The organism is Pseudomonas sp. NPDC087639 (assembly GCF_044743385.1).
In the GTDB taxonomy this organism is placed as follows: Bacteria; Pseudomonadota; Gammaproteobacteria; order Pseudomonadales; family Pseudomonadaceae; genus Aquipseudomonas.
In genome coordinates this window covers 152,037-171,373 of the sequence record NZ_JBIUWI010000002.1, presented here as the reverse complement: position 1 = coordinate 171,373, position 19,337 = coordinate 152,037, and the positions used below count along the sequence as shown (strand labels likewise).

Sequence of the window (19,337 nt, the reverse complement as noted above, 5' to 3'; positions counted from 1 at the left end):
AAAGAAAAGGCAAACCATATTAAAACACTAAACTATATTTGCTTCTATTTCAGAATAGATACGCACCACGCGATTCAAATTTGCCGGTTTTGTTACTTTCACGCAGGATGCGTGGAGATTTTGCGGCTAATGTTCTCATTCGTGACACAAAATAACGTTTTGATAACCGTTGTCATTTGGTCATTGAACAGCGCAACGGCATAATGCCCCGCCCACATCATTGCAGAGTCTAGGGAGCTAGCTTGTCTACGCCTGTCGAACCCTTGCGTTTGCTGCTACTGGCCGAAGAGCCAGCGTGGACAGCGTTATTGCGCGAGTGTCTGGCTCTGATGGGGAGCGCGGCAGTGCTGATCAGCGCGCCGAACTGGGAGTCGGTCAGCAGTTTGTTCGAAGACAACCGCCACGCGGTGCTGTTGACCCTTCCCGCATTGCAACCCGCGCCGGGCCGTTGCAGTTTGCCGACGGTGTTGCTGCTGGATCACGAGCCGGCCACCGCGCCCGTTGGCGTCAGCGACTGGCTGGTGTTCGACGCCCTCGACGCCGACATGCTCCGCCGTTGCCTGCGCCATGTGCGCGAACGCGGCGTGCTGGAAAACACCCTGCAACGCCTTGCCGAACAGGATCCGCTGACCGGCATCGCCAACCGCCAGGGTTTTCAGACCTTGCTGGCGGCGCGCCTCGCGGAAAACGACGGCCGGGGCCTTGCGCTCGGGCATCTTGATCTCGATAACTTCCGCCATGCCAACGACGCCCTCGGTCATCAGGCCGGCGACCGCTTGATTCTGCAAGTCGTCGCACGGCTGAAGAGTCAGCTCGAGGCCGGCGATCAACTGGCGCGGCTGGGCAGCGATGAATTCGCCCTGCTGATCGACACCCGCCGCGCACCGCAACGCGCTGAGTGGATGGCCGAACGCATTACCGAAGCCTTGGCCGAACCTTACTGGGTCGATGGCGAAAGCCTGCTGATCGGCTCCAGCCTCGGCATCGCCCATGCCCGCGCACAGGGTGGCGCCGACCCACTGATGTGGCACGCGCACATCGCCATGCAGCAGGCCAAAAGCACCCAGGGCTGCACCTTTCATATCTTCAACGAACGCATCAACCGCAACGCGCGGAGCATGGCCGACCTCGAAAGCGAGCTGCGCCGGGCCTTGCGTCGCGATGAGCTGGAGCTGCATTACCAGCCACGTTTGAATCTTGAGGACGGCCAGATCGTCGGCCTCGAAGCCTTGGTGCGCTGGCGTCACGGCGAACGCGGCCTGCTGCCGCCGAGCGAATTCGTGCCGCTGGCCGAGCAGAGCGGTTTGATCGTGCCGCTGGGTTACTGGGTGATTTCCCGGGCCCTGCGCGATATGCAGGCTTTGCGTGAGCGCGGGCTGCCGGCGTTGCACATGGCGATCAACCTGTCGTTCCGCCAGTTTCAGGACAGCCAGTTGCTGCCGACGCTCAGCCGGTTGATTGCCGAGCGTGGCGTCGAGGCGCAGTGGCTGGAGTTCGAATTGACCGAAACCGCTGTCATGCGCCGCAGTGATCTGGTCAAGCAGACCATGGACGCCCTCGGCCGCCTCGGCGTGCGTTTTTCTCTGGATGACTTCGGCACCGGGTTTTCGTCGTTCGTGCACTTGAATAGCTTGCCGATCACTTTGCTGAAGATCGACAAGAGTTTCGTGGGCGGCATGGAGCAGCGCGAAGAGAACCGCAAACTGGTGCACGCGATGATCAACCTCGCGCACAACCTGCATCTGGAAGTGGTCGCCGAAGGGGTGGAAACCCCGGAGCAACTGGATCTGCTGCGTGGCTTTGGTTGCGATCAGGTTCAAGGGTACCTGATCAGCAAGCCGCTGCCGTTGGCGGAGTTGGTGGAGTACCTGACGTTTGGTTCGAGTCAGCATCCAGCCCTCGAAATCGTGAGCTAACTCCATAACTCAATTAGGAACAACATTGTGGCGAGGGGATTTATCCCCGATCGGCTGCGAAGCAGTCGCAAGACCATAGCACTGGATACATCTGATAGACCCCAGCTACCGGTTTTGGGGCGGCTTCGCCACCCATCGGGGATAAATCCCCTCGCCACAAAGGCTCTCTCCTACAAGGGATCTCAGTCGGTCTGGGCGACTGTGTATTGATTGGATGACGCAGGCTCACGCCGAATCATCCGCTTCATCTTCCATTCAAACGCCAGCGTCAGGCTCACCGCCGCAAACGCCAGCCCCAACGCCAAGCCCCACCAGACACCCGTCGGTCCCCAGTTCAGGTGGAACGCCATCCACCACGCCGCCGGTGCGCCGATCAGCCAATAGCACCCGAGCCCGACCAGAAACGTGGTTTTGGCATCCTTGAGCCCACGGATGCAGCCCATGGCAATCGTCTGTGTACCGTCGAACAACTCGAACCACGCCGCCACTGCCAACAGACTGACCGCGAGGCGGATCACTTCGGCAAACGCCGGATCGTTGTGATCGAGAAACAATCCGACCAATTGATTCGGCAGCAGCCAGAACACCATCGCAAAACCCAGCATCACCACCGCGCCGAACGCGATGCCGACCCGACCGGACATGCGTGCATCCAGCAACTGACCGGCGCCGTAATGCTGGCCGACACGCATGGTGATCGCGTACGACATCCCCGCCGGCACCATGAATGCCACCGAAACGATCTGCAGGGCAATCTGGTGCGCGCCCATTTGCGTGCTGCCCATGGTGCCCATGCACAACGCCGCGAAGGCGAACAACCCGACTTCCACCGCGTAAGTGCCACCAATCGGCAGACCGAGCCGCCAGAGTTCCTTGAGGTATTGCCGGTTCGGCCGCGACAGGCCGGCGCGCAACGGATACGCGTCATATGCGGGATGCCGGCGAATGTGCCAGGCCAACGCGAGTGCCATGCAGTTGGCGACGATCGCCGTCACCAGCCCGATGCCCATCAAACCCAGTTTCGGCAGGCCGAACATGCCGGTAATCAGCGCGTAATTGAGCAGGAAGTTGGCCACCGTGCCAGCAAGGCTGATCACCATCACTGGCGTCGCCCGGCCAATCGCACTGGTGAAACCGCGCAGTGCCATGAAGCTCAGATAGCCGGGCAGGGCGAAGGGCAGGGCGATCAGAAATTGCCCGGCAGCGATGACGTTGGTTTCGGTCTGGCCGAACAGCAGCAACACCGGTTTCAGGTTCCACAGCAGCAAGCCTGCGCCCAGCGCCATCAGCCATGCCAGCCACAATCCCGCTTGGGTCAGGCGGGCGGCGCCAATGATGTCGCCGGCGCCCTTACGGATCGCCACCAGGGTGCCGACCGCGGCAATCACGCCGATGCAGAAAATCGACACGAACGAATAAGTTGCCGCGCCCAAGCCGCCGCCGGCCAGCGCTTCGGGGCTGATGCGCGCCATCATCACGGTGTCGGTCAGCACCATCAACATGTGCGCCAACTGTGAAGCAATCAACGGCCCCGACAGCCGCAGGATGGCCCAGAGTTCGGTACGCACAGGATGCTGCATGGTCTTCACCACTCATCAATAGAGGGAACAGGAGAGCGTCGATTCTCGGCGCTTGGCAGGGAATGCACAAAGGGATAAAAAGGATGGGTTGCATGATTAAAACTCATCCTGAACAGATTCTGATAAGTCGGCCGCTTCCCGCTATAGGAGCTTTCCGAATGTCTCGTCGTCTTCCTCCTTTGTATGCCCTGCGCGCATTTGAAGCGGCGGCGCGGCACAGTTCGTTCACTCGCGCGGCCGAGGAGCTGTCGATCACCCAGAGCGCGGTGAGCCGGCACATTCGTACGCTAGAGGAACATTTCGCCTGCCGCTTGTTTCACCGCAGCGGGCGCAATCTGCAACTCACCGAGTCGGCGCGCATGCTGCTGCCGGGCATCCGTGAAGGCTTCACTGCCCTTGAGCGCGCCTGCAACACCTTGCGCGCAGAGGACGACATCCTGCGCATGAAAGCCCCGTCGACTCTGACCATGCGCTGGCTGCTGGCGCGCCTCAGTCGCTTTCGTCATTTGCAGCCGGGTAACGAAGTGCAATTGACCAGTGCCTGGATGGACGTGGACTCGGTGGACTTCAATGATGAGCCCTTCGATTGCGCCGTGCTTCTGAGCGACGGCCATTTTCCGCCGGACTGGGAGGCCAGCCTGCTGTTTCCCGAAGAGCTGATCCCGGTGGGCGCGCCCAACCTGCTGAATGACCAGCCATGGGACGTGGCGCGTCTGGCGTCCGCCGAATTGCTCCATCCCACTCCGGATCGCCGTGATTGGCGCAGTTGGCTGGAGCATATGGGGCTTTCTGATCAGGTGTCGCTCAAGGGCGGCCAGGTGTTCGATACGCTGGAGTTGGGGATGATTGCAGCGGCGCGCGGTTACGGCGTGTCGATGGGCGATCTGTTGATGGTCGCCGAGGATGTCGCGCAGGGACGTTTGAGTCTGCCGTGGCCAACCGCCGTCGCCAGTGGACTGAATTATTACCTGGTGTGGCCAAAAACCCGGCCGGGAGGTGAACGTTTGCGCCGCCTCAGTGACTTCCTGCAAGGCGAAGTCCGCGCCATGGCGCTGCCGGCCGTCACGCGCTTGAGCTGAAACGATCGAGCCGTCACAATGCCGGCCTTGTGCCATAACCCTGCTGTTCGCTCAAGTATTCGGTTTTGCCGCCGAATACGTGCATGTGGAACCGTCGTGCCGGTATCCAGGATTCACCCCCATTAGAAAATTATCCGAGCTGCGATCAAGGAGGATCGGCAAGTTCGGCCAGGAGCTGTCCATGTCTCAACCTCGCGCTCGGATCGCCTCACAGCTGGGTCTCGCGCTCGCCGTGATACTGGCGATTGTCATCAGCGGCAGTACGGTGTTCGCCCTGCGTTCGCTGGATACAGCCAACCTCGCCACCCGTGAAGAGCACTTGGCCAGTGAGGCGCGTCTGCTCGCCGACCAACTGAGCACCTTCCACGGTACGCTGCGTGAAAGCACCCAGCGCCTGAGCGGGCTGTTCGAGAAGCGCTTCAGCGCAGGTTTGAGCATTCACCCGAGTGAGCCCGTGAGCGTGGCAGGCACCCAGACACCGGGCCTGCACCTGGGCAGCGAAGTGCTGAACAACAACTTCAAGGAAGTCGACGAGTTCAAGCAGATGACTGCTGGTGTCGCCACGCTGTTCGTGCGCAGTGGCGAAGACTTTGTCCGTGTCAGCACCTCCCTGACCAAACAGGACGGTACTCGCGCCATCGGCACCTTGCTTGATCACGCTCACCCGGCCTATGCGAAATTGATGGCGGGCCAGGGTTATGTCGGTCGCGCCCTGTTGTTTGATCGTTCCTACATGACTCAATACACCCCGGTGCGTGATAGCAGCGGCAAGGTGATCGCGGTGCTGTTTGTCGGCTTCGACTACACCGACGCGCAGAACGCCCAGTTCGACAACCTCAAGCGCTTCCGTATCGGCCAGACCGGCTCGTTGGCGCTGCTGGATGAGCAAAACAAATGGCTGGTTGCCCCGGCGGGCGTACAAGCATTGGATCAGGCGGTTACGGTGATTGGCGGCCTGGCCAAAACCCCGGGCAAAGGCCAGTTCTGGAGCGACAAGGCTGAAGATTTCTACAGCGTTTCGGTGCCGTTCGACGGTGGGCCGTGGGCGGTCGTGGCGAGCATGCCGAAAGCCGAAATCCGTGCGGTGACCTGGAGCGTGGGTACGCAACTGGCCATCGGCAGTTTGCTGGCGATGCTGTTGGCGGTCGGTTCGGTGGTGTGGTTGCTGCGAAGCAAATTGGCACCGTTGAGTGATCTGGTGCGTCAGGCCGAAGCCTTGGGCGCCGGGGATCTGAGCGTGCGTCTGAACGTGTCGAGCAACGACGAAATCGGTCAACTGTCCCGCGCGTTCAACCAGATGAGCCAGGCGTTGTCGACCATGGTCGAGCACATCCGCCGCTCCTCGGAAGAGGTCAACCGCCGCGCGCAGGCGCTCTCCGGTTTGTCCGGCGGAGCTTACGAAGGTATGGAGCAGCAATCCGGCGAGATCACCAGCATGGCCGGCGCGGTAGAAGAATTCAGCGCCACCTCGCTGGACATCGCCGACAACATGGGCGCCACCCAGCGATTGGCTCAGGAAAACGCGCAGCAAACGCAGATTGGTCGCAGCTCGATGGAAGAGGCTTCGTCCTCTCTGGAGCAAATCGCCGGCGCGCTGAACACCACCGCCACCGTGATCAACACTCTTGGTCAGCGTTCCCAGGAAATCGGTGGCATCGTCAGCGTAATTACCTCGATTGCCGAGCAGACCAACCTGCTGGCGCTCAACGCAGCCATCGAAGCGGCGCGTGCGGGCGAGCAAGGTCGCGGCTTTGCGGTGGTGGCGGATGAGGTGCGTAACCTCGCGTCGCGTACTCGTCAGGCGACCGATGAAATCTCCGGCATGATCCAGAGCATTCAGCAGGAAACCGGCAACGCGATCAGCACCATGGAGCAGGGCAATGTGCTGATGCAGGAAGGCCTGTCGCGCAACGCCAACGTGGCATCTGCGCTGGCGCGGATTGACGAGCAGAGCCGTTCGGCGGGGCAGCAGTTTGCAGCGATCACCACGGCGACGCAGGAGCAGAGCAGCACCGCGACGTTGCTCAGCAGCAACCTACAAAGTATTGCGTTGGCCAACAGCGAGCAGCGTGAAGTGGTTTCCAACCTGGCCGTGACCGCCAAGGAGCTTGAGAAACTGGCGGCGGACTTGCGTTCCGAGGTTGATCGCTTCCGTTGATGTGCGCCTGAAATAGCTATCGCGAGCAGGCTCGCTCCTACAGTGTCCGGTGCGAATCACAGATTTTGTGAAGACCCGGATCCCCTGCGGGAGCGAGCCTGCTCGCGATTGCATCACTGAAGATCTTCGGCAGAACATGCGATCTGTCGATCTAATACACTTGCTGAAACGTTTCCGCAGCGCTATAAAAATGGCACAACTCCAATAAAGGCTGCTGCCATGTCCCCGCTCAAACTCGTCGCCGCACTCGGCGCACTGTCCGCTGCCTCCCATGCCATGGCTTGGGATTACGTCCTTCTCGATGCCAATAAGCCCGCGCAAAACTGGACCATCACCAGTGAGCAACTCGGCGTGAAAACCGACAAACCCTTCTCGATAAGCCTGCGCACCTTGCATGGTGGGCGGCAGGAAGGTGTGAGCATCGTGGATATCGATAACGGCACGATGAAACTCTCTGTGGTGCCGACCCGTGGCATGAATGTCCTGCACGCCTCCGTTGGCAACGTGCGCATGGGCTGGGATTCGCCGGTCAAGGATGTGGTCAATCCGGCATTCATCGAACTCAACGGACGCGGTGGCCTGGGCTGGCTGGAAGGCTTCAACGAACTGGTGACCCGCTGCGGTTACGAATGGGTCGGCCATCCCGGCATGGACAATGGTGAGCTGCTGACCCTGCACGGGCGCGCCGCCAACATCCCGGCCAGCACTGTCACGCTGCACATCGATGAAGAACCACCCTACGCCATCAGTCTGCGCGGCGAACTGAAAGAGCAGGCGTTCAAGAAAGTCGACTTCACGGTCGTCACTGAACTGGTCACCGAGCCCGGCAGCGTGCGTTTCGCACTCAACGATAAGTTGACCAACAACGGCGATTATCCAAAGGAATATCAGGCGCTGTATCACAGCAACTTCAGTACGCCGTTCCTTGAGCAGGGCGCCCGTTTTGCTGCGCCGGTGAAACAGGTCTCGCCTTTCAACGACAAGGCCAAGGGTGATTTGCCCGACTGGCAGACCTACCGCGCTCCGACCAAGGACTACGACGAAACCGTCTACAACGTCGTGCCCTATGCTGACGCCAAAGGCGAAACCCTGACCGTTCTGCATAACAAGGCCGGCAGCCTCGGTGTTTCCGTCGGCTTCAACACCCAGCAGTTGCCGGTGTTTTCCCTGTGGAAAAACACTGACACCCAAGGGCAGGGCTATGTCACGGGACTGGAGCCGGGCACCAGTTTCTCCTACAACCGCCGCTATCAGCGTCCGCTGAATCTGGTGCCGACCATTGCGCCGAAGGAACACAAACAGTTCCAGATCAGCTACAGCTTGCTCGCCGACAAAAATGCTGTGGATAACGCCTTGAAGCGTGTAACCGAGATTCAGGCCGGGCGCGCAACCGAAGTGCGGCAGGCGCCACTGGTTGATCTGACCGAGCATTAAGGCGTCGCCGGCCGATACTGCAGCGCTTCGGCCAAGTGCTCACGCCTGATTGCATCGACTTGCTCAAGGTCTGCCAGGGTTCTGGCGACTTTGAGCAAACGATGGGCCGAGCGCAGCGACAAGGTCAGTCGCTCACAGGCGGACTCCAGCCAGGTTTCGTCGGCTGTGGATAACTTGCAGTGCCGTTTCAGGCCCGGCAGATCAAGGAACGCATTCGCACAGCCTTGACGCTTTTGCTGTCGTTCACGCGCCTCGGCCACCAACGCCGCTGCGCTGGCGCTGTCCTCACCTGGCTTTACCGCTGGGTTCAACGCCGTCGCCTCCCGCGCCACCGTCAGGTGCAAATCGATCCGGTCCAGCAGCGGCCCCGACAGTTTGTTGCGATAGCGCTGCACCATGTCCGGCGTGCAGGAACACTTGCCGCTCGGCTCGCCAAGATATCCACAGGGGCACGGATTCATCGCTGCCACCAACTGAAACCGCGCCGGAAAACGCACGCGATCCTTGGCCCGGGCAATCACGATATGCCCGGACTCCATCGGTTCGCGCAGTACCTCCAGCACCTTGCGATCAAACTCCGGCAGCTCATCGAGAAACAGCACGCCGTGGTGGGCGAGGGTTATCTCGCCGGGTTGCGGTTTTGAACTGGTGTAGGCTTTCGAAATAGATGAGAAATGGCTACGCTACAGGCGTCTATGGGCCATCAAAACCTTCTGAAATTACTGAGAAGACTGTCGGTAATAAATGAGACCAAAAAGAAAATGATTGGAAATAGATGCGACCAGATTAAGCCGGTTCGGAAGATCAAACCGACCCGCCGTAGCATTTCAGGAGTGATGGCTTTCAAAGGGCTCGGTGGCGTTGCTTTCGAATCGTCGTTGGAACGGGACTTTCTGAAGCGTATGCGCTTCTCTCATCAGGTTCAGTCGGTTATCTCCCAACCGGTGGAGGTTCCCTTCACCGACTCCCTAGGCCGTCCGCAGATCTACACGCCCGATTACCTTGTTTTATATCACCAGCGGCACCTGCCCTACTTTGGCGAGCTGCGGCCGCTGCTTGTTGAGGTAAAGCCGAGGGAGCAATGGGTAGAGAAATGGCGAGACTGGGCAGGTAAATGGAAGGAGGCCCGCCGGTTGGCCCGTACCCAAGGGTGGCAGTTTCGCATTTATGACGAGTCGCGGATTCGAGGCCTTCCGCTCGAAAATATTGTGTTCCTGGAACGTTTCGAGCGAATGATTTTTGAACAGGGTGACATCGATGCAGTGCTGAATACGCTGCGTGAGATGGAAGTCGCTCCTGTGCACTACCTTTTGGCGCGGCACTTCAACGGTATTTTCCGCGATCGGGGTGTATCGCTGCTGTGGCACCTGATCGCCACGCGCCAGGTCGACTGCGACATCACCGAACCTCTGAACTATGACCTCGAACTCTGGGTGCCCGATCATGAAGCTGTATGAAGACGACACCAGCGAGCACCTGGTTCCGTTTGAGCCCGTTCGGTCTCGCGTTGCCATTGAAGTCGGTGCAATGGTGCGTAGAGACAAGCAGGTCTACCGAATTGTTCAGATCCTGGATCTACAAACGGTGATCGCGACCGAGGTCGAGACAGGTCGCAGTGCGGCCCTTCAGATTCTGGATCTCAGGGCTGTGGATCCGGAGAAACTGGACGGCCTGTACGTTAACCACGATATCAGCAGCATCAGCTCGGATGCCTGGGCTATTGCGCAAAAGCGCTACTCCGCCATCTTACCGTTGCTGGGCAATACGGTTTTGTCCAAAGAGTCTGTCGCGGCGCGTGCGAAGGCGACCGGAATCAGCACGGCAACCCTTTACCGTTGGCTGGATCGCTACAATCGATGGAATGAGGTTTTGGCTCTTGTGCCGCGCAAACGAGGTTGGCGCGAAGGCAGTACTCGCCTCTCTGTTGAAGGAGAAAAACTCGTTCAAGAGGTGCTGGATGATTACTACCTGACTGAGCAACGGTACACGGTTCAGTCCACGATTTCGGAAATTGGACGCAGAGCGCGAGCGCTAGACATTCAGCCTCCGGGTGCATCCGCTATCAGGGCCCGGATCCGACAGATTCCCGAGGTGGTGAAGCTTCGTCGGCGCGGGTATGCCGAGCAGGCGAACAATCGACACACGCCTTCAGTCGGTCAGTTTCCAGACGAAGGCTATCCCCTAGCCGTTGTGCAGATCGACCATACCCCGGTCAATCTCATTGTGGTGGACGAACGCCATCGCAAGCCAATTGGTCGGCCATGGCTCACCCTAGCCATCGACATCTACTCCTGCATGATCGTTGGCTATTACTTGGCGTTCGAGTCGCCTTCCGAGACATCTGTGGCGATGTGCATCGCACATTCGATTTTGCCCAAGGAAGCCTGGCTGGCTGCCCACGACATCCGTGGAGAGTGGCCGGTATGGGGTTTCCCGCGAACGATTCACACTGACAATGGTGCAGACTTCAGGGCGCAGAACATCGTAGATTCCTGTAAGAACTACGGGATAGACAGCGTCTTCCGACCATCCAAAGTTCCAAAATACGGTGGTCGAATCGAGCGGGTGCTTGGCACTTTCATGAGAATGGTGCACGAGTTGCCGGGTACAACATTTAGTAACCCTCAGGAGCGGGAGGGTTACGATTCGGATGCTAAAGCCGTTCTCACAATGGCGGAATTCGATGTATGGCTGGTTCGGTCAATTTTGAAGTACCACCAGACCTACCATAAAAAGATTCACATGAGCCCTGCTCGCAAGTGGCAGTTGGCGTTCTTCGGCAATCGGGAGGTTGATCCTCTGGTCAGTGTGCCGGCGCGACCGACCGATCCCTTAGCGGTTCAATTGGATTTTCTGCCGTCCGTTCGCAGGACTGTGCAGACGTACGGTGTGCAGTGGGATCTGTTCTACTACTCCGAGGCGCTGCGTCATTGGATCAATCAAAAGGATCCCGCGACCGGAAAGGCACTCAAGCTGCTCTTCAGGCGGGATCCGAGGGATGTCAGCGTCATTTGGTTCTACGACCCTGTTCTGAAGCAATACTTCCGAGTGCCAGCCTCATACCAAGCGTTCCCTGCGGTGACCCTCTGGGAGTATCACGCTGCCAAGGACAAAGCTGTAAGCGAAGGGCGCGAGAACATAGACGATGCATTGATCGCCGAGTACGCCGTCGAAAACCGAAAGCTTGTCGAAGAGGCGTCCGCGACCAGCAAGAAAGCCCGCAAAGATGCCCAAAAGAGTCGTACTCACGGGAAGAAGGGTACGCCGGCGCAACCGACAAAGCCCGTTGCGAAGTTGGTACTGGATCCCTTACAGGAGGATTCTGACCTACTTATGCTTTCGGAGGTGGAATCAACAGGTGAAGTCGAATGAGCACATACGAACACATTCATCCTGATTTTCGGCCAGTGTTGCAGCTGAGTGATCGGGATCGGATCCTTTTCATGGGAGAGGAGCGTTGGATCGGGTATGCATCGGCTCGCACTGTCTTGGACACGCTCAATGACCTGATCGTCATGCCCAAGCGAGCTCGCATGCCTAATCTGCTGATTGTAGGCGACTCCAACAACGGCAAGACGACCATCATCAGGCGGTTCCAGAAAACGCATGGTGAAGGGTATGTCGACGAAAATGATGATCCGGTCCGCCCCTTGATTCTCGCGGAGGCACCTTCGGCTGCTGACGAGAAGGCGCTGTATGTGGCTTTGTTGGAGCAGCTATGGATGCCTTACAGGATCACGGATACCAAGTTGGCATTGCGTTACCAGGTGATTCATTCCTTCCGTGAGCTCAGGGTCAGAATGCTGATCATTGATGAGTTTCATTCGTTGCTGACGGGCTCTGCGATCAAGCAGCGTGAGGTGATGAACGCCTTGAAGTCGCTCTGTAATGAACTGGTGATACCGATCATTGGCGTCGGCACAACGGATGCCGTTCGTATCCTTCATCATGACCCACAACATGCCAGTCGCTTCGATGTCATCAAGCTCGATCAGTGGAAGCTCGATCCCGAATTCCAGCGCTTGCTCAAAGGGTTTGAGTCGATACTGCCGCTGAAGAAGCCCTCTGGGTTGGCGCATCCAGATAAGGCCCGACGTATACACGCAATTTCCGGCGGAAACTTGGGGAATGTGCACCGGCTTCTGATGGAGTGTGCGAAGCAGGCCATAGCTTCCGGTAAGGAGTGCATTGACATAGAACTCATCGAGAGCATGTCATGGTTACGTCCTACTCGTGGCATTCGGGAGCAGGCCCTGTAAACCCGATCTGGCCCCTCACTAAACCGCTGCTTGCCGACGAGCTTCTGACTTCCTGGATTGTCAGGATGGCACTTGCTCACGGCTGCTCCTCCGCAGCGTTGACCGCAATCACATGGCCTGGCTTTAGAGCTTGGGCAAGTGATCTGGATCGATCTGTGGCAGAGAGCAGGCTTGCGGTTCTTAGCAGGCTGTCGGGTGTACCTTACGCGAGCCTGCAGTCCGCTACCCTTAGGCGTGCGATGTCCTCGATCGTGCGTCGGCCGGACAGACTGCCGTGCGGGAATTGGCCTTGGCTAACGGTGCTGGGTTGCAGAGGGGGGCATCATAGCGGGGGCCTACAATGCTGCCCGGATTGCATTACGCAATACAACTCGCGGTATTGCATTCAATGGCGCCTGGCCTGGCATACCTGCTGCCCTATCCATGGGATAAAGCTTGTTGATCGGTGTGGACGTTGTCTGGCTCCTCTGCAGCCGGAACTTCTGAGAGCCGGTGCCTCGCTGAGCGACTGCCATAGGTGCGGTGCTTCACTAAGCGGCGGAGATCGGAGCGCTGCTGCAGAGGGTGCTCTGGCTTTCCAGAGGTACGTGGACGAAAGCATTGGCCTTCGGCCCATGTACGGTACATCGTCTCTCGATTTTCGCGATTGGTTGACCGTTGCACGAACCATGGTGAGCTTTGCCCAAGCAGCAGTACGTCGACATAGCGTTGCTGCTGGGCGATTCTTCGAATCACTGGGCATATTGCCTGAGTCTCTCCAGCCGATTCCGTTGGGGTTGCCTCTTGAATACCTCTCCCCCGCTGATCGCTCTGTGCTGCTCAGTATCGCGTGGGTAATAATGTCGGCTGGGCCAGAAAAATTTATCGAAGCGGCGCGACATGAGTTGCTTCCAGCCTCGACTCTGCACTTTTCCCCCAATAGTGCGCCTCCAGTTCTGCTGGATTTGGTCGCAGCACTCCAGTCGCCTAGGCATCACTTGGTAAGTGGTGTTGGCCGTCAACATCCCAGTAGCCCCGCGCAGACGCTGCGTATGTGGCTGCGACTGAAACGAAAGGTCAGACGACGTGGCATCCGTTGAACATTTGGATCGCTGTGAATGCGACGGCTGCGGCCGTGTCGTAGCGCAGCCCAAAAGGGTTTACCAAGAAAAGCGCTATTGCGGGAACTGCTATCCACGACTCTTCAAGCGTCGACTCTGTTCGGGCTGCGGCAATTTCTCCAGGCTCCCGACATTTGATAAGGCCGCGCGCTGCAGCGCCTGCTTAAGGAGTGGGCCATGCGCCCGATGCAACAAAGTCGATTTCAAAGTCGGGCGTATCACCCCCTATGGGCCTGTGTGCAAACCCTGCGCAGTGCACTTTCGTGAGCCAGCAATCTGCGAATCCTGCGGGACGCATTCACAGCGAACAGCGAGGAACACGCTGACTGGCAAATTGCTCTGCCCAAAATGCAGTGGTCCTGCTGCCGAGACATGCCCTGACTGCCGGCGACATCGCGTACTGATTGCGGGATCTGATGGTCGCCGGCGCTGCAAGGTCTGCATCACAGCAGGTGTGCATGCGTGTGTGACTTGTGGTGTCAGTACACCAGCCGGGCGTGGCGAAGAATGTGAGCAATGCTATTGGGAGAGAACCTTCCACAAGCGCTTGGCAATTAACGTTGCCGGATTGAGCGTTCAATCCATGGCGCAGCGGTTTCAGCGATTCGGAAGTTGGGCTTTGATTGAGCTTGGGCCCAAGGCGGGAGCCTTGAAGATCAACACTTATTACGAGTTCTTCAAAGAGCTCGAAAACGTCTGGCAGGATGTGCCTCCGTACGTTCAACTGCTGCGGCATTTCTCGGCTGAAGGATTGCGCCGTGCCCGCGTTCCGATGCGTTGGCTGAGCGAGCTCGACGGTTTGACGGTATGCGCGCAGGTCCGCGAAACAGATTCTGAGCAGCGACGTGTGCAGGGCATCATGGAGCAACCCCGAGAACCCTGGCCCCAGCAATTGATTGTTGGTTATTACCGCATGCTGCAAAGCCGCTTGGCGGCCGGTGACATTAGCCTAAGATCAACCAGGCTCGCCTTACGATCTGCCTCTGATTTGCTGGGATACTCGCGGCTGAATGCCGCCGCCATGGTTGACCAGAAAGCGCTCGATAGTTATTGGCGTAAGTCGCCGGGGACGGTGGCAAGTGTCACCGGGTTCATCGGGTACTTGAACAAGGTTTACAGCGCGGGACTGAACTCTCGTCCGGATGCGAATTGGGCAAGACAACAGAAACTAGCGAAACGCGAGCGAGAGCTTGTCGAGTTGTTGCCACAACGCGATGAGACAAGTGATTTTGAGTCTCGATGGATTGTTAAGGCCTTGGCCTATTTTCATGGTCTCGGCAGGATCAGTCGCAAGGTACTCGTCTATGTTCCGGCAACGTATCAGGGGACTGCAGGATTCAACATTGAATGTCCACAAGGGGTGCTGTGGGTGCCATCAGCGGGCACCTATGAGCGAACCATCGTCGATTAAAGGGTAATCCATGGACTTAGCCATCTCTCTGCATTCTACCTGACCATCATGCAGCGCGGCCGCAGCCTGCGGAGAGTGTCCCGTCGCGGTAAGTCATCTATGACTCCAGAGTCCGGGTAGTTATCTAGCACTGCCGTAGTTGCATGATCGCGTCTGCAATCGCTTTTGAATTTACATCCAGGGTTTCCATAGCTGCCACTGCATTGGCTGCAACAATCTCTACACCATTCTCAGAAAGCCACTTGGTGATTTCTTCGATCGCCGCGCCTAGTGCGTGCTGGTTGTGCAGAAGCAGTGTCAGAGCATCAGCCGTGGCGATCTTGCAGTCTGAGTAGTCAGTCATTACGGTCGTCCTTGGAAAGAGCTTCCGGAAGCCTAGTTCATCTCGCCGGCTACAGCGGGACGCTTCTCTAGGGAGTCGGTAGAGCTCCAAGATTAGACAAGCGCTAGATCAAGCTCACCGAATTTGTTGATGAGGATGTTCCTGTAAAGAATTTCCTTGTCATGTTTGCCATGGTTAAAGGTGACGTATTCTTCTGGGTACAGCTTCTTGAGTTTGCTGAACACCCCTCTGTAGCCGGGAATCCTTCGGCATAGCTCGTTGACGAAATGCTTGAATGCCTCTTCATTTCCGCTGAACGTCATCAATAGTCCTGCAGATCCCGGAGGGATTTGACCTTCTTTCCCGTCCTTTCGCTGAATCTCGAAGCAAAAGAAATTGCCCTTGGTCGTCTTGATGCGGACGATCAATATTCCCCGCCGCAGTCCGGCGCTTCGGTCGAGATACAGCCAGGATCGAACATCTGATGGAAGCTCCTCTTCGTTTTCGACCACGAGCTCAACGACACCGAGTGGCGGCTTACTGCTGAATCGTGCCACGGGCGTGTACCAGTCAACGCGCAGGATCTTTTCCGGATTGTCAGCGGCGATTGATTTGAGTGCATTCCAGATGTCCATAAAAAAGCCTTGAGTTTCCAGCGCCACGTCAGGTGCTGTCTCATGCTCTGCATCCGACACGGTCTCAAGCTTGCCGACGTTCTTTCCACTTCCGGTGCCAGTACCAGCAGAGACTCCATCTGCCTCAGGTGGTGCTGGGCCAAGTGGACTTTTATTGGCTTTCACGACAGATTTTGATTTCTTCACTGGCCGTTTTTCGCCAAGCACTTTGAAGGGCGCGGCTTTCGCCTCATAAATTTCGGCATGCCGATCGGGCTCGATCGTGGAACGTTCATGGAGGAACTCTTCGAGGGCAGCGCTTTTGATCGGGCGCGGCAGCACGATTCTTCCCAGGCCATCCAAGCCTTCGCTGCTGTCGAACTTCAGCTTTTGAAATTCAACTTCAGGACCTTTGGGCATGCTTGTTCCCATCAGATCCAAGCACAAAAAAGTTTTCCCGCCATTCAGCCATTTGCCCCGACCGAGGATCTCACCATGACCTTCGAACCATGGTTCGCATTTGAGAAGCATTGGCTTGCCCGGTGCTTGGGACATGAATTGCGAATTCACCCTTTTTACAACGCTAGCCGTGTGCGGGTCGTAGAGAATATGAGCCAGGAACACTGCGTCGAAGAAGCGCATTCTGGGGCCCGGGCGAACTAGCCAAACGGGCAGATTACGTTCTGCTTTTGGGTTTTGATAAAGAACATTAAAAACATCGTTCCAACGCAAATTAGCAAGGGCCCTGCAGATCTCCATGTTTCTGGCATAGGCACGTACGAAGTACTCTGTGCAGGGGATCAGTAGATTTTTACCATCACCCAACGAGAAGTCGAGAAGCTTGCAAGCATCTTCGTTTCCCTTGAGTAACGGATACTCGTCATCTGAGAAAAGTTTCCCTTGATCCTCGGCGATGAGCTCTCTGCGTGAGGTAATGCGCCGTCTTGCTGCGTTGAAGTTTACCGCCAGCTTTGCCGTGTCGAGCTTGGTGTCTGATATGCAATGACCATTGCGCCAGATTGTGCCGACTCTGTAATGGGGAAGGCTGGTGAAGGGGACGTGAGCCAGCTTAAATTCGCCAGGGACGTTATCCTTCAGTTCGCGGAACAGTACGGACGCAAGGGGGATGGACATCGCCCTGTTATTGCGCATCACGGGGCCGTACCACCAGACGATGTAGTCGCCTATCCAGTTTTGAGTTTTGCTATCAGGGTTCCTGAGGTCAGGCCTTCGGTATGCAAAATTGCAACGCGTCACTGCTTCGGTCACCGACCATTTTCTCCTGACTTGCAGTTCAACCATTCCGCGCCTCATCGGCAACGCCGATGTGCCACTTATTTGCTATCACTTGCCGGTGGCAGTGTACCCAGTCGTTTTGTTTGATGCGATGAAAATAGGCGCCGGCTTTCCGTCGGCTGTGAACTCGTTCAAATCGACTGGAACAGCGGCCTTATCCACGGAAGACAATGGGCGCGGATCGAACCAGTGGGGCCAAGAGCACTGATGTCTGGCTTCGGCATCTATGCAAGGGATCAGCAGTGCGAAATAGTAGCCATAGAGCTGCTAACGGCCATGTACGCAAAGTCACATAATTGTGATTATCCGTACATGACAGGTCTCGCCAACTGATGCAGTTCTTTCCTTTCTCAAACCTCGACCTACGCATAAGTCGCAGCTGGTAGCGCTCTCGGCATTGGATAAATGTCAGGTACGGAAGCGATTTCGCTCAGGCTACCGACTCATGCTCGCGCTTGCTTTTGAGCGTCGGTTCGATGTGCATTTCACCTGGAGATCAAGCCATCTGCCTCCTGTACTTCGATCGATGTCTTGGATATAGCTGGCTAGCGCCTCCAGAACGCTCGCATGGTTAGCAGCTTGAGTTCTTCCGAATACCATGCTCATTGCCTTATCGACATCGGAGCGAGCACGCACCTTGGCGGATACTTGATCAAAGTCCTCTCTTTCCAGAATCATCAGAATCGCTTCTTCGAGGCAGATCAAACGAGCCCATATCCCCTCGGTAGAAATTGGGTCTGTGACGTTGGACAGCGCCACGAAGGCTCGTTTGTCTCCACTGATCAGGCGGTCTTGGGCGTTCTGATATAGCGCTGCGAACAGTACCGCTTCGCCCGAATCGATGTCAGGCCGCTCGAAATCTAGAATGTGGTTGGACTGTTCCATCAGTACTTCGACGGTGTTCGCGTGGCGTACCAGTTCGATCGCCATAGTTACTGACTCATCCGAGCCGAGCTTCTTAAGTGCGTTTTCTGGATCATTCAGCCGTAGCTGGAAGGTTAGTTGAGGGAGCACCGCAAGATCCGTCAAGGCGCACTCCAGTGCCCGAGTCAGCTCGTGGATGAGTTGGTATTGGCAGAGCTTGCGGGCGGCATCGCTGTCGAGGAGGTACAAAACTGCTTACTCACCAAATCCTTGGATCGACAAAAGATATGCCTGGTTCTCTTCGCTCAGTGCCTCAAGCGAGACGCCTTCTCGGAAATACCGACCTATCACATCAATTGCGCTCGACTGCGTTGGGCTGTATTCCAAAGCCTGGTTCGCCCGGGCCCAGTCGTTGTGTTCCTTGGCATAGCTAAGAATCAGGTGGCCGGGGTCGATTCCTAGCTGTTGTCCCAGCACTGCGGCTTTTGCAGCCAACGCTGTGGATGATCCGAGGCGTCCGATCGCTGACAGAGGATTTGAGTGCCCATTTCTGATCACTGCCAGTGCGAACGCATCTGCCTCGCGCTCCTCGGTATCTTTCCGGCGGTTGTTTGATTCGATCAACGTGTCCGTGACCTCTGCAATGTCCTCATCGATCAGGATGCCGTTGTCACCTAAATGCCCGCTGATGATATGACCCAGTTCGTGCGCGAGTACGAATAGTTGTCTCGGGTGCTGAGTGCTACCAAAGCCCAGTACGATGGCCGGACGGCCATCAATACTCAGGGCCATGCCAGTCATACGCTTACTGGCTCTGGGCAGGTCCTTGAGGTAGAGCACCGGTATCCCGTGCATCCAGCAAAGCTTCAACAGACCTTCGAAATCGACATAGGTACTGCTGTTGATCGCCAGAATCTCTTCGCGCAGCTGCTTCGGATCGAGTGGTAGAGGTGTGTACGGGGTGTTTGTGCAGAACAGGGCCAGCTTTGCGATCGCCATCCCAATGCCAGCAGCAACGGTGAGTTCTGACTCCTCGGTGTCTGCGCGTCGCTTGAACCTTGCACTACGCACATTTTCCTGGATGAGCAGATGGCCATCGAAGTCGAAACTGGCTTCAAGACCGAGTCGCTGTTTGAGGATTAGAGCGAATTGCAGCGCGCCGGCACTGGTTTTGAACAAGCTGTTGTCCCACCAGTCAGGTAGGAGTCGTTCAATGTATGAGCGTGGGTAGCCCGCAGCCTTCAGGCTGCTGAAAGCAGACTTGACCGTTACAGGTGTTGACGCGTCATCCATGATTCCTCCTA

Annotated in this window: 14 protein-coding genes and 1 pseudogene; 9 read left to right on the top strand and 6 right to left on the bottom strand. The window is 57.2% G+C overall.

Annotation, left to right across the window (positions count from 1 at the left end):
- Positions 1–242 precede the first annotated feature (242 nt).
- On the top strand, positions 243–1,916 hold the full coding sequence (locus ACIOVB_RS02845) for a putative bifunctional diguanylate cyclase/phosphodiesterase (RefSeq protein WP_401264618.1): 1,674 nt from the start codon (positions 243–245) through the stop codon (positions 1,914–1,916).
- Between the two features lie 182 nt (positions 1,917–2,098).
- On the opposite strand, the gene ACIOVB_RS02840 is transcribed toward ACIOVB_RS02845, so the two are convergent.
- Positions 2,099–3,496 (bottom strand): NorM family multidrug efflux MATE transporter, encoded by a 1,398-nt coding sequence (locus ACIOVB_RS02840; RefSeq protein WP_401264616.1) that lies wholly within the window; start codon positions 3,494–3,496, stop codon positions 2,099–2,101.
- 158 nt (positions 3,497–3,654) lie between these two features.
- Between ACIOVB_RS02840 and ACIOVB_RS02835 the strand changes: the two genes are divergently transcribed.
- The 3 genes from ACIOVB_RS02835 (at position 3,655) to ACIOVB_RS02825 (ending at position 8,167) form a co-directional block, all read left to right on the top strand.
- Entirely contained in the window at positions 3,655–4,575 is a 921-nt protein-coding gene (locus ACIOVB_RS02835) for a LysR substrate-binding domain-containing protein (RefSeq protein WP_187680366.1), read from the top strand.
- A gap of 181 nt (positions 4,576–4,756) precedes the next feature.
- Entirely contained in the window at positions 4,757–6,733 is a 1,977-nt protein-coding gene (locus ACIOVB_RS02830) for a methyl-accepting chemotaxis protein (RefSeq protein WP_401264613.1), read from the top strand.
- Between the two features lie 219 nt (positions 6,734–6,952).
- Positions 6,953–8,167: an aldose 1-epimerase family protein gene (locus tag ACIOVB_RS02825; RefSeq protein ID WP_401264611.1), complete on the top strand. Its 1,215-nt coding sequence runs from the start codon at positions 6,953–6,955 to the stop codon at positions 8,165–8,167.
- Here ACIOVB_RS02825 and ACIOVB_RS02820 read toward each other — a convergent pair.
- Positions 8,164–8,811 (bottom strand): annotated as a pseudogene (locus ACIOVB_RS02820) (ATP-binding protein); the annotation flags it as partial. The gene ACIOVB_RS02825 and the pseudogene ACIOVB_RS02820 sit on opposite strands and share 4 nt — an antisense overlap.
- A gap of 258 nt (positions 8,812–9,069) precedes the next feature.
- Between ACIOVB_RS02820 and ACIOVB_RS02815 the strand changes: the two are divergent.
- The 5 genes from ACIOVB_RS02815 (at position 9,070) to ACIOVB_RS02795 (ending at position 14,937) form a co-directional block, all read left to right on the top strand.
- Positions 9,070–9,624 (top strand): TnsA endonuclease N-terminal domain-containing protein, encoded by a 555-nt coding sequence (locus tag ACIOVB_RS02815; RefSeq protein WP_401264631.1) that lies wholly within the window; start codon positions 9,070–9,072, stop codon positions 9,622–9,624.
- Positions 9,611–11,539 (top strand): Mu transposase C-terminal domain-containing protein, encoded by a 1,929-nt coding sequence (locus ACIOVB_RS02810; RefSeq protein ID WP_401264609.1) that lies wholly within the window; start codon positions 9,611–9,613, stop codon positions 11,537–11,539. The genes ACIOVB_RS02815 and ACIOVB_RS02810 overlap by 14 nt, the downstream gene beginning before the upstream one ends.
- The gene (locus ACIOVB_RS02805; protein ID WP_145316859.1) at positions 11,536–12,426 is read left to right on the top strand and encodes a TniB family NTP-binding protein; all 891 of its coding nucleotides are present in this window, start codon (positions 11,536–11,538) and stop codon (positions 12,424–12,426) included. The genes ACIOVB_RS02810 and ACIOVB_RS02805 overlap by 4 nt, the downstream gene beginning before the upstream one ends.
- Positions 12,384–13,505 carry a TniQ family protein gene (locus ACIOVB_RS02800; RefSeq protein WP_401264607.1) on the top strand — a complete coding sequence of 374 codons (1,122 nt, stop codon included), beginning with the start codon at positions 12,384–12,386 and terminating at the stop codon, positions 13,503–13,505. The genes ACIOVB_RS02805 and ACIOVB_RS02800 overlap by 43 nt, the downstream gene beginning before the upstream one ends.
- Positions 13,506–14,175: 670 nt before the next feature.
- A complete protein-coding gene (locus ACIOVB_RS02795; RefSeq protein ID WP_401264605.1) occupies positions 14,176–14,937 on the top strand; it encodes a hypothetical protein in 762 nt (253 codons plus the stop codon).
- Positions 14,938–15,061: 124 nt separating this feature from the next.
- Here the strand turns inward: ACIOVB_RS02795 and ACIOVB_RS02790 are convergent, their stop codons facing one another.
- From ACIOVB_RS02790 to ACIOVB_RS02775, 4 genes are all read right to left on the bottom strand, one after another.
- Positions 15,062–15,280, bottom strand: a complete 219-nt coding sequence (locus ACIOVB_RS02790; protein ID WP_145316866.1) for a hypothetical protein — start codon at positions 15,278–15,280, stop codon at positions 15,062–15,064.
- Between the two features lie 92 nt (positions 15,281–15,372).
- The gene (locus ACIOVB_RS02785; RefSeq protein ID WP_401264601.1) at positions 15,373–17,175 is read right to left on the bottom strand and encodes a hypothetical protein; all 1,803 of its coding nucleotides are present in this window, start codon (positions 17,173–17,175) and stop codon (positions 15,373–15,375) included.
- Between the two features lie 429 nt (positions 17,176–17,604).
- Positions 17,605–18,198, bottom strand: a complete 594-nt coding sequence (locus tag ACIOVB_RS02780) for a hypothetical protein (protein ID WP_401264598.1) — start codon at positions 18,196–18,198, stop codon at positions 17,605–17,607.
- 90 nt (positions 18,199–18,288) lie between these two features.
- Positions 18,289–19,326 carry an ImmA/IrrE family metallo-endopeptidase gene (locus ACIOVB_RS02775; protein WP_401264596.1) on the bottom strand — a complete coding sequence of 346 codons (1,038 nt, stop codon included), beginning with the start codon at positions 19,324–19,326 and terminating at the stop codon, positions 18,289–18,291.
- Positions 19,327–19,337 lie beyond the last annotated feature (11 nt).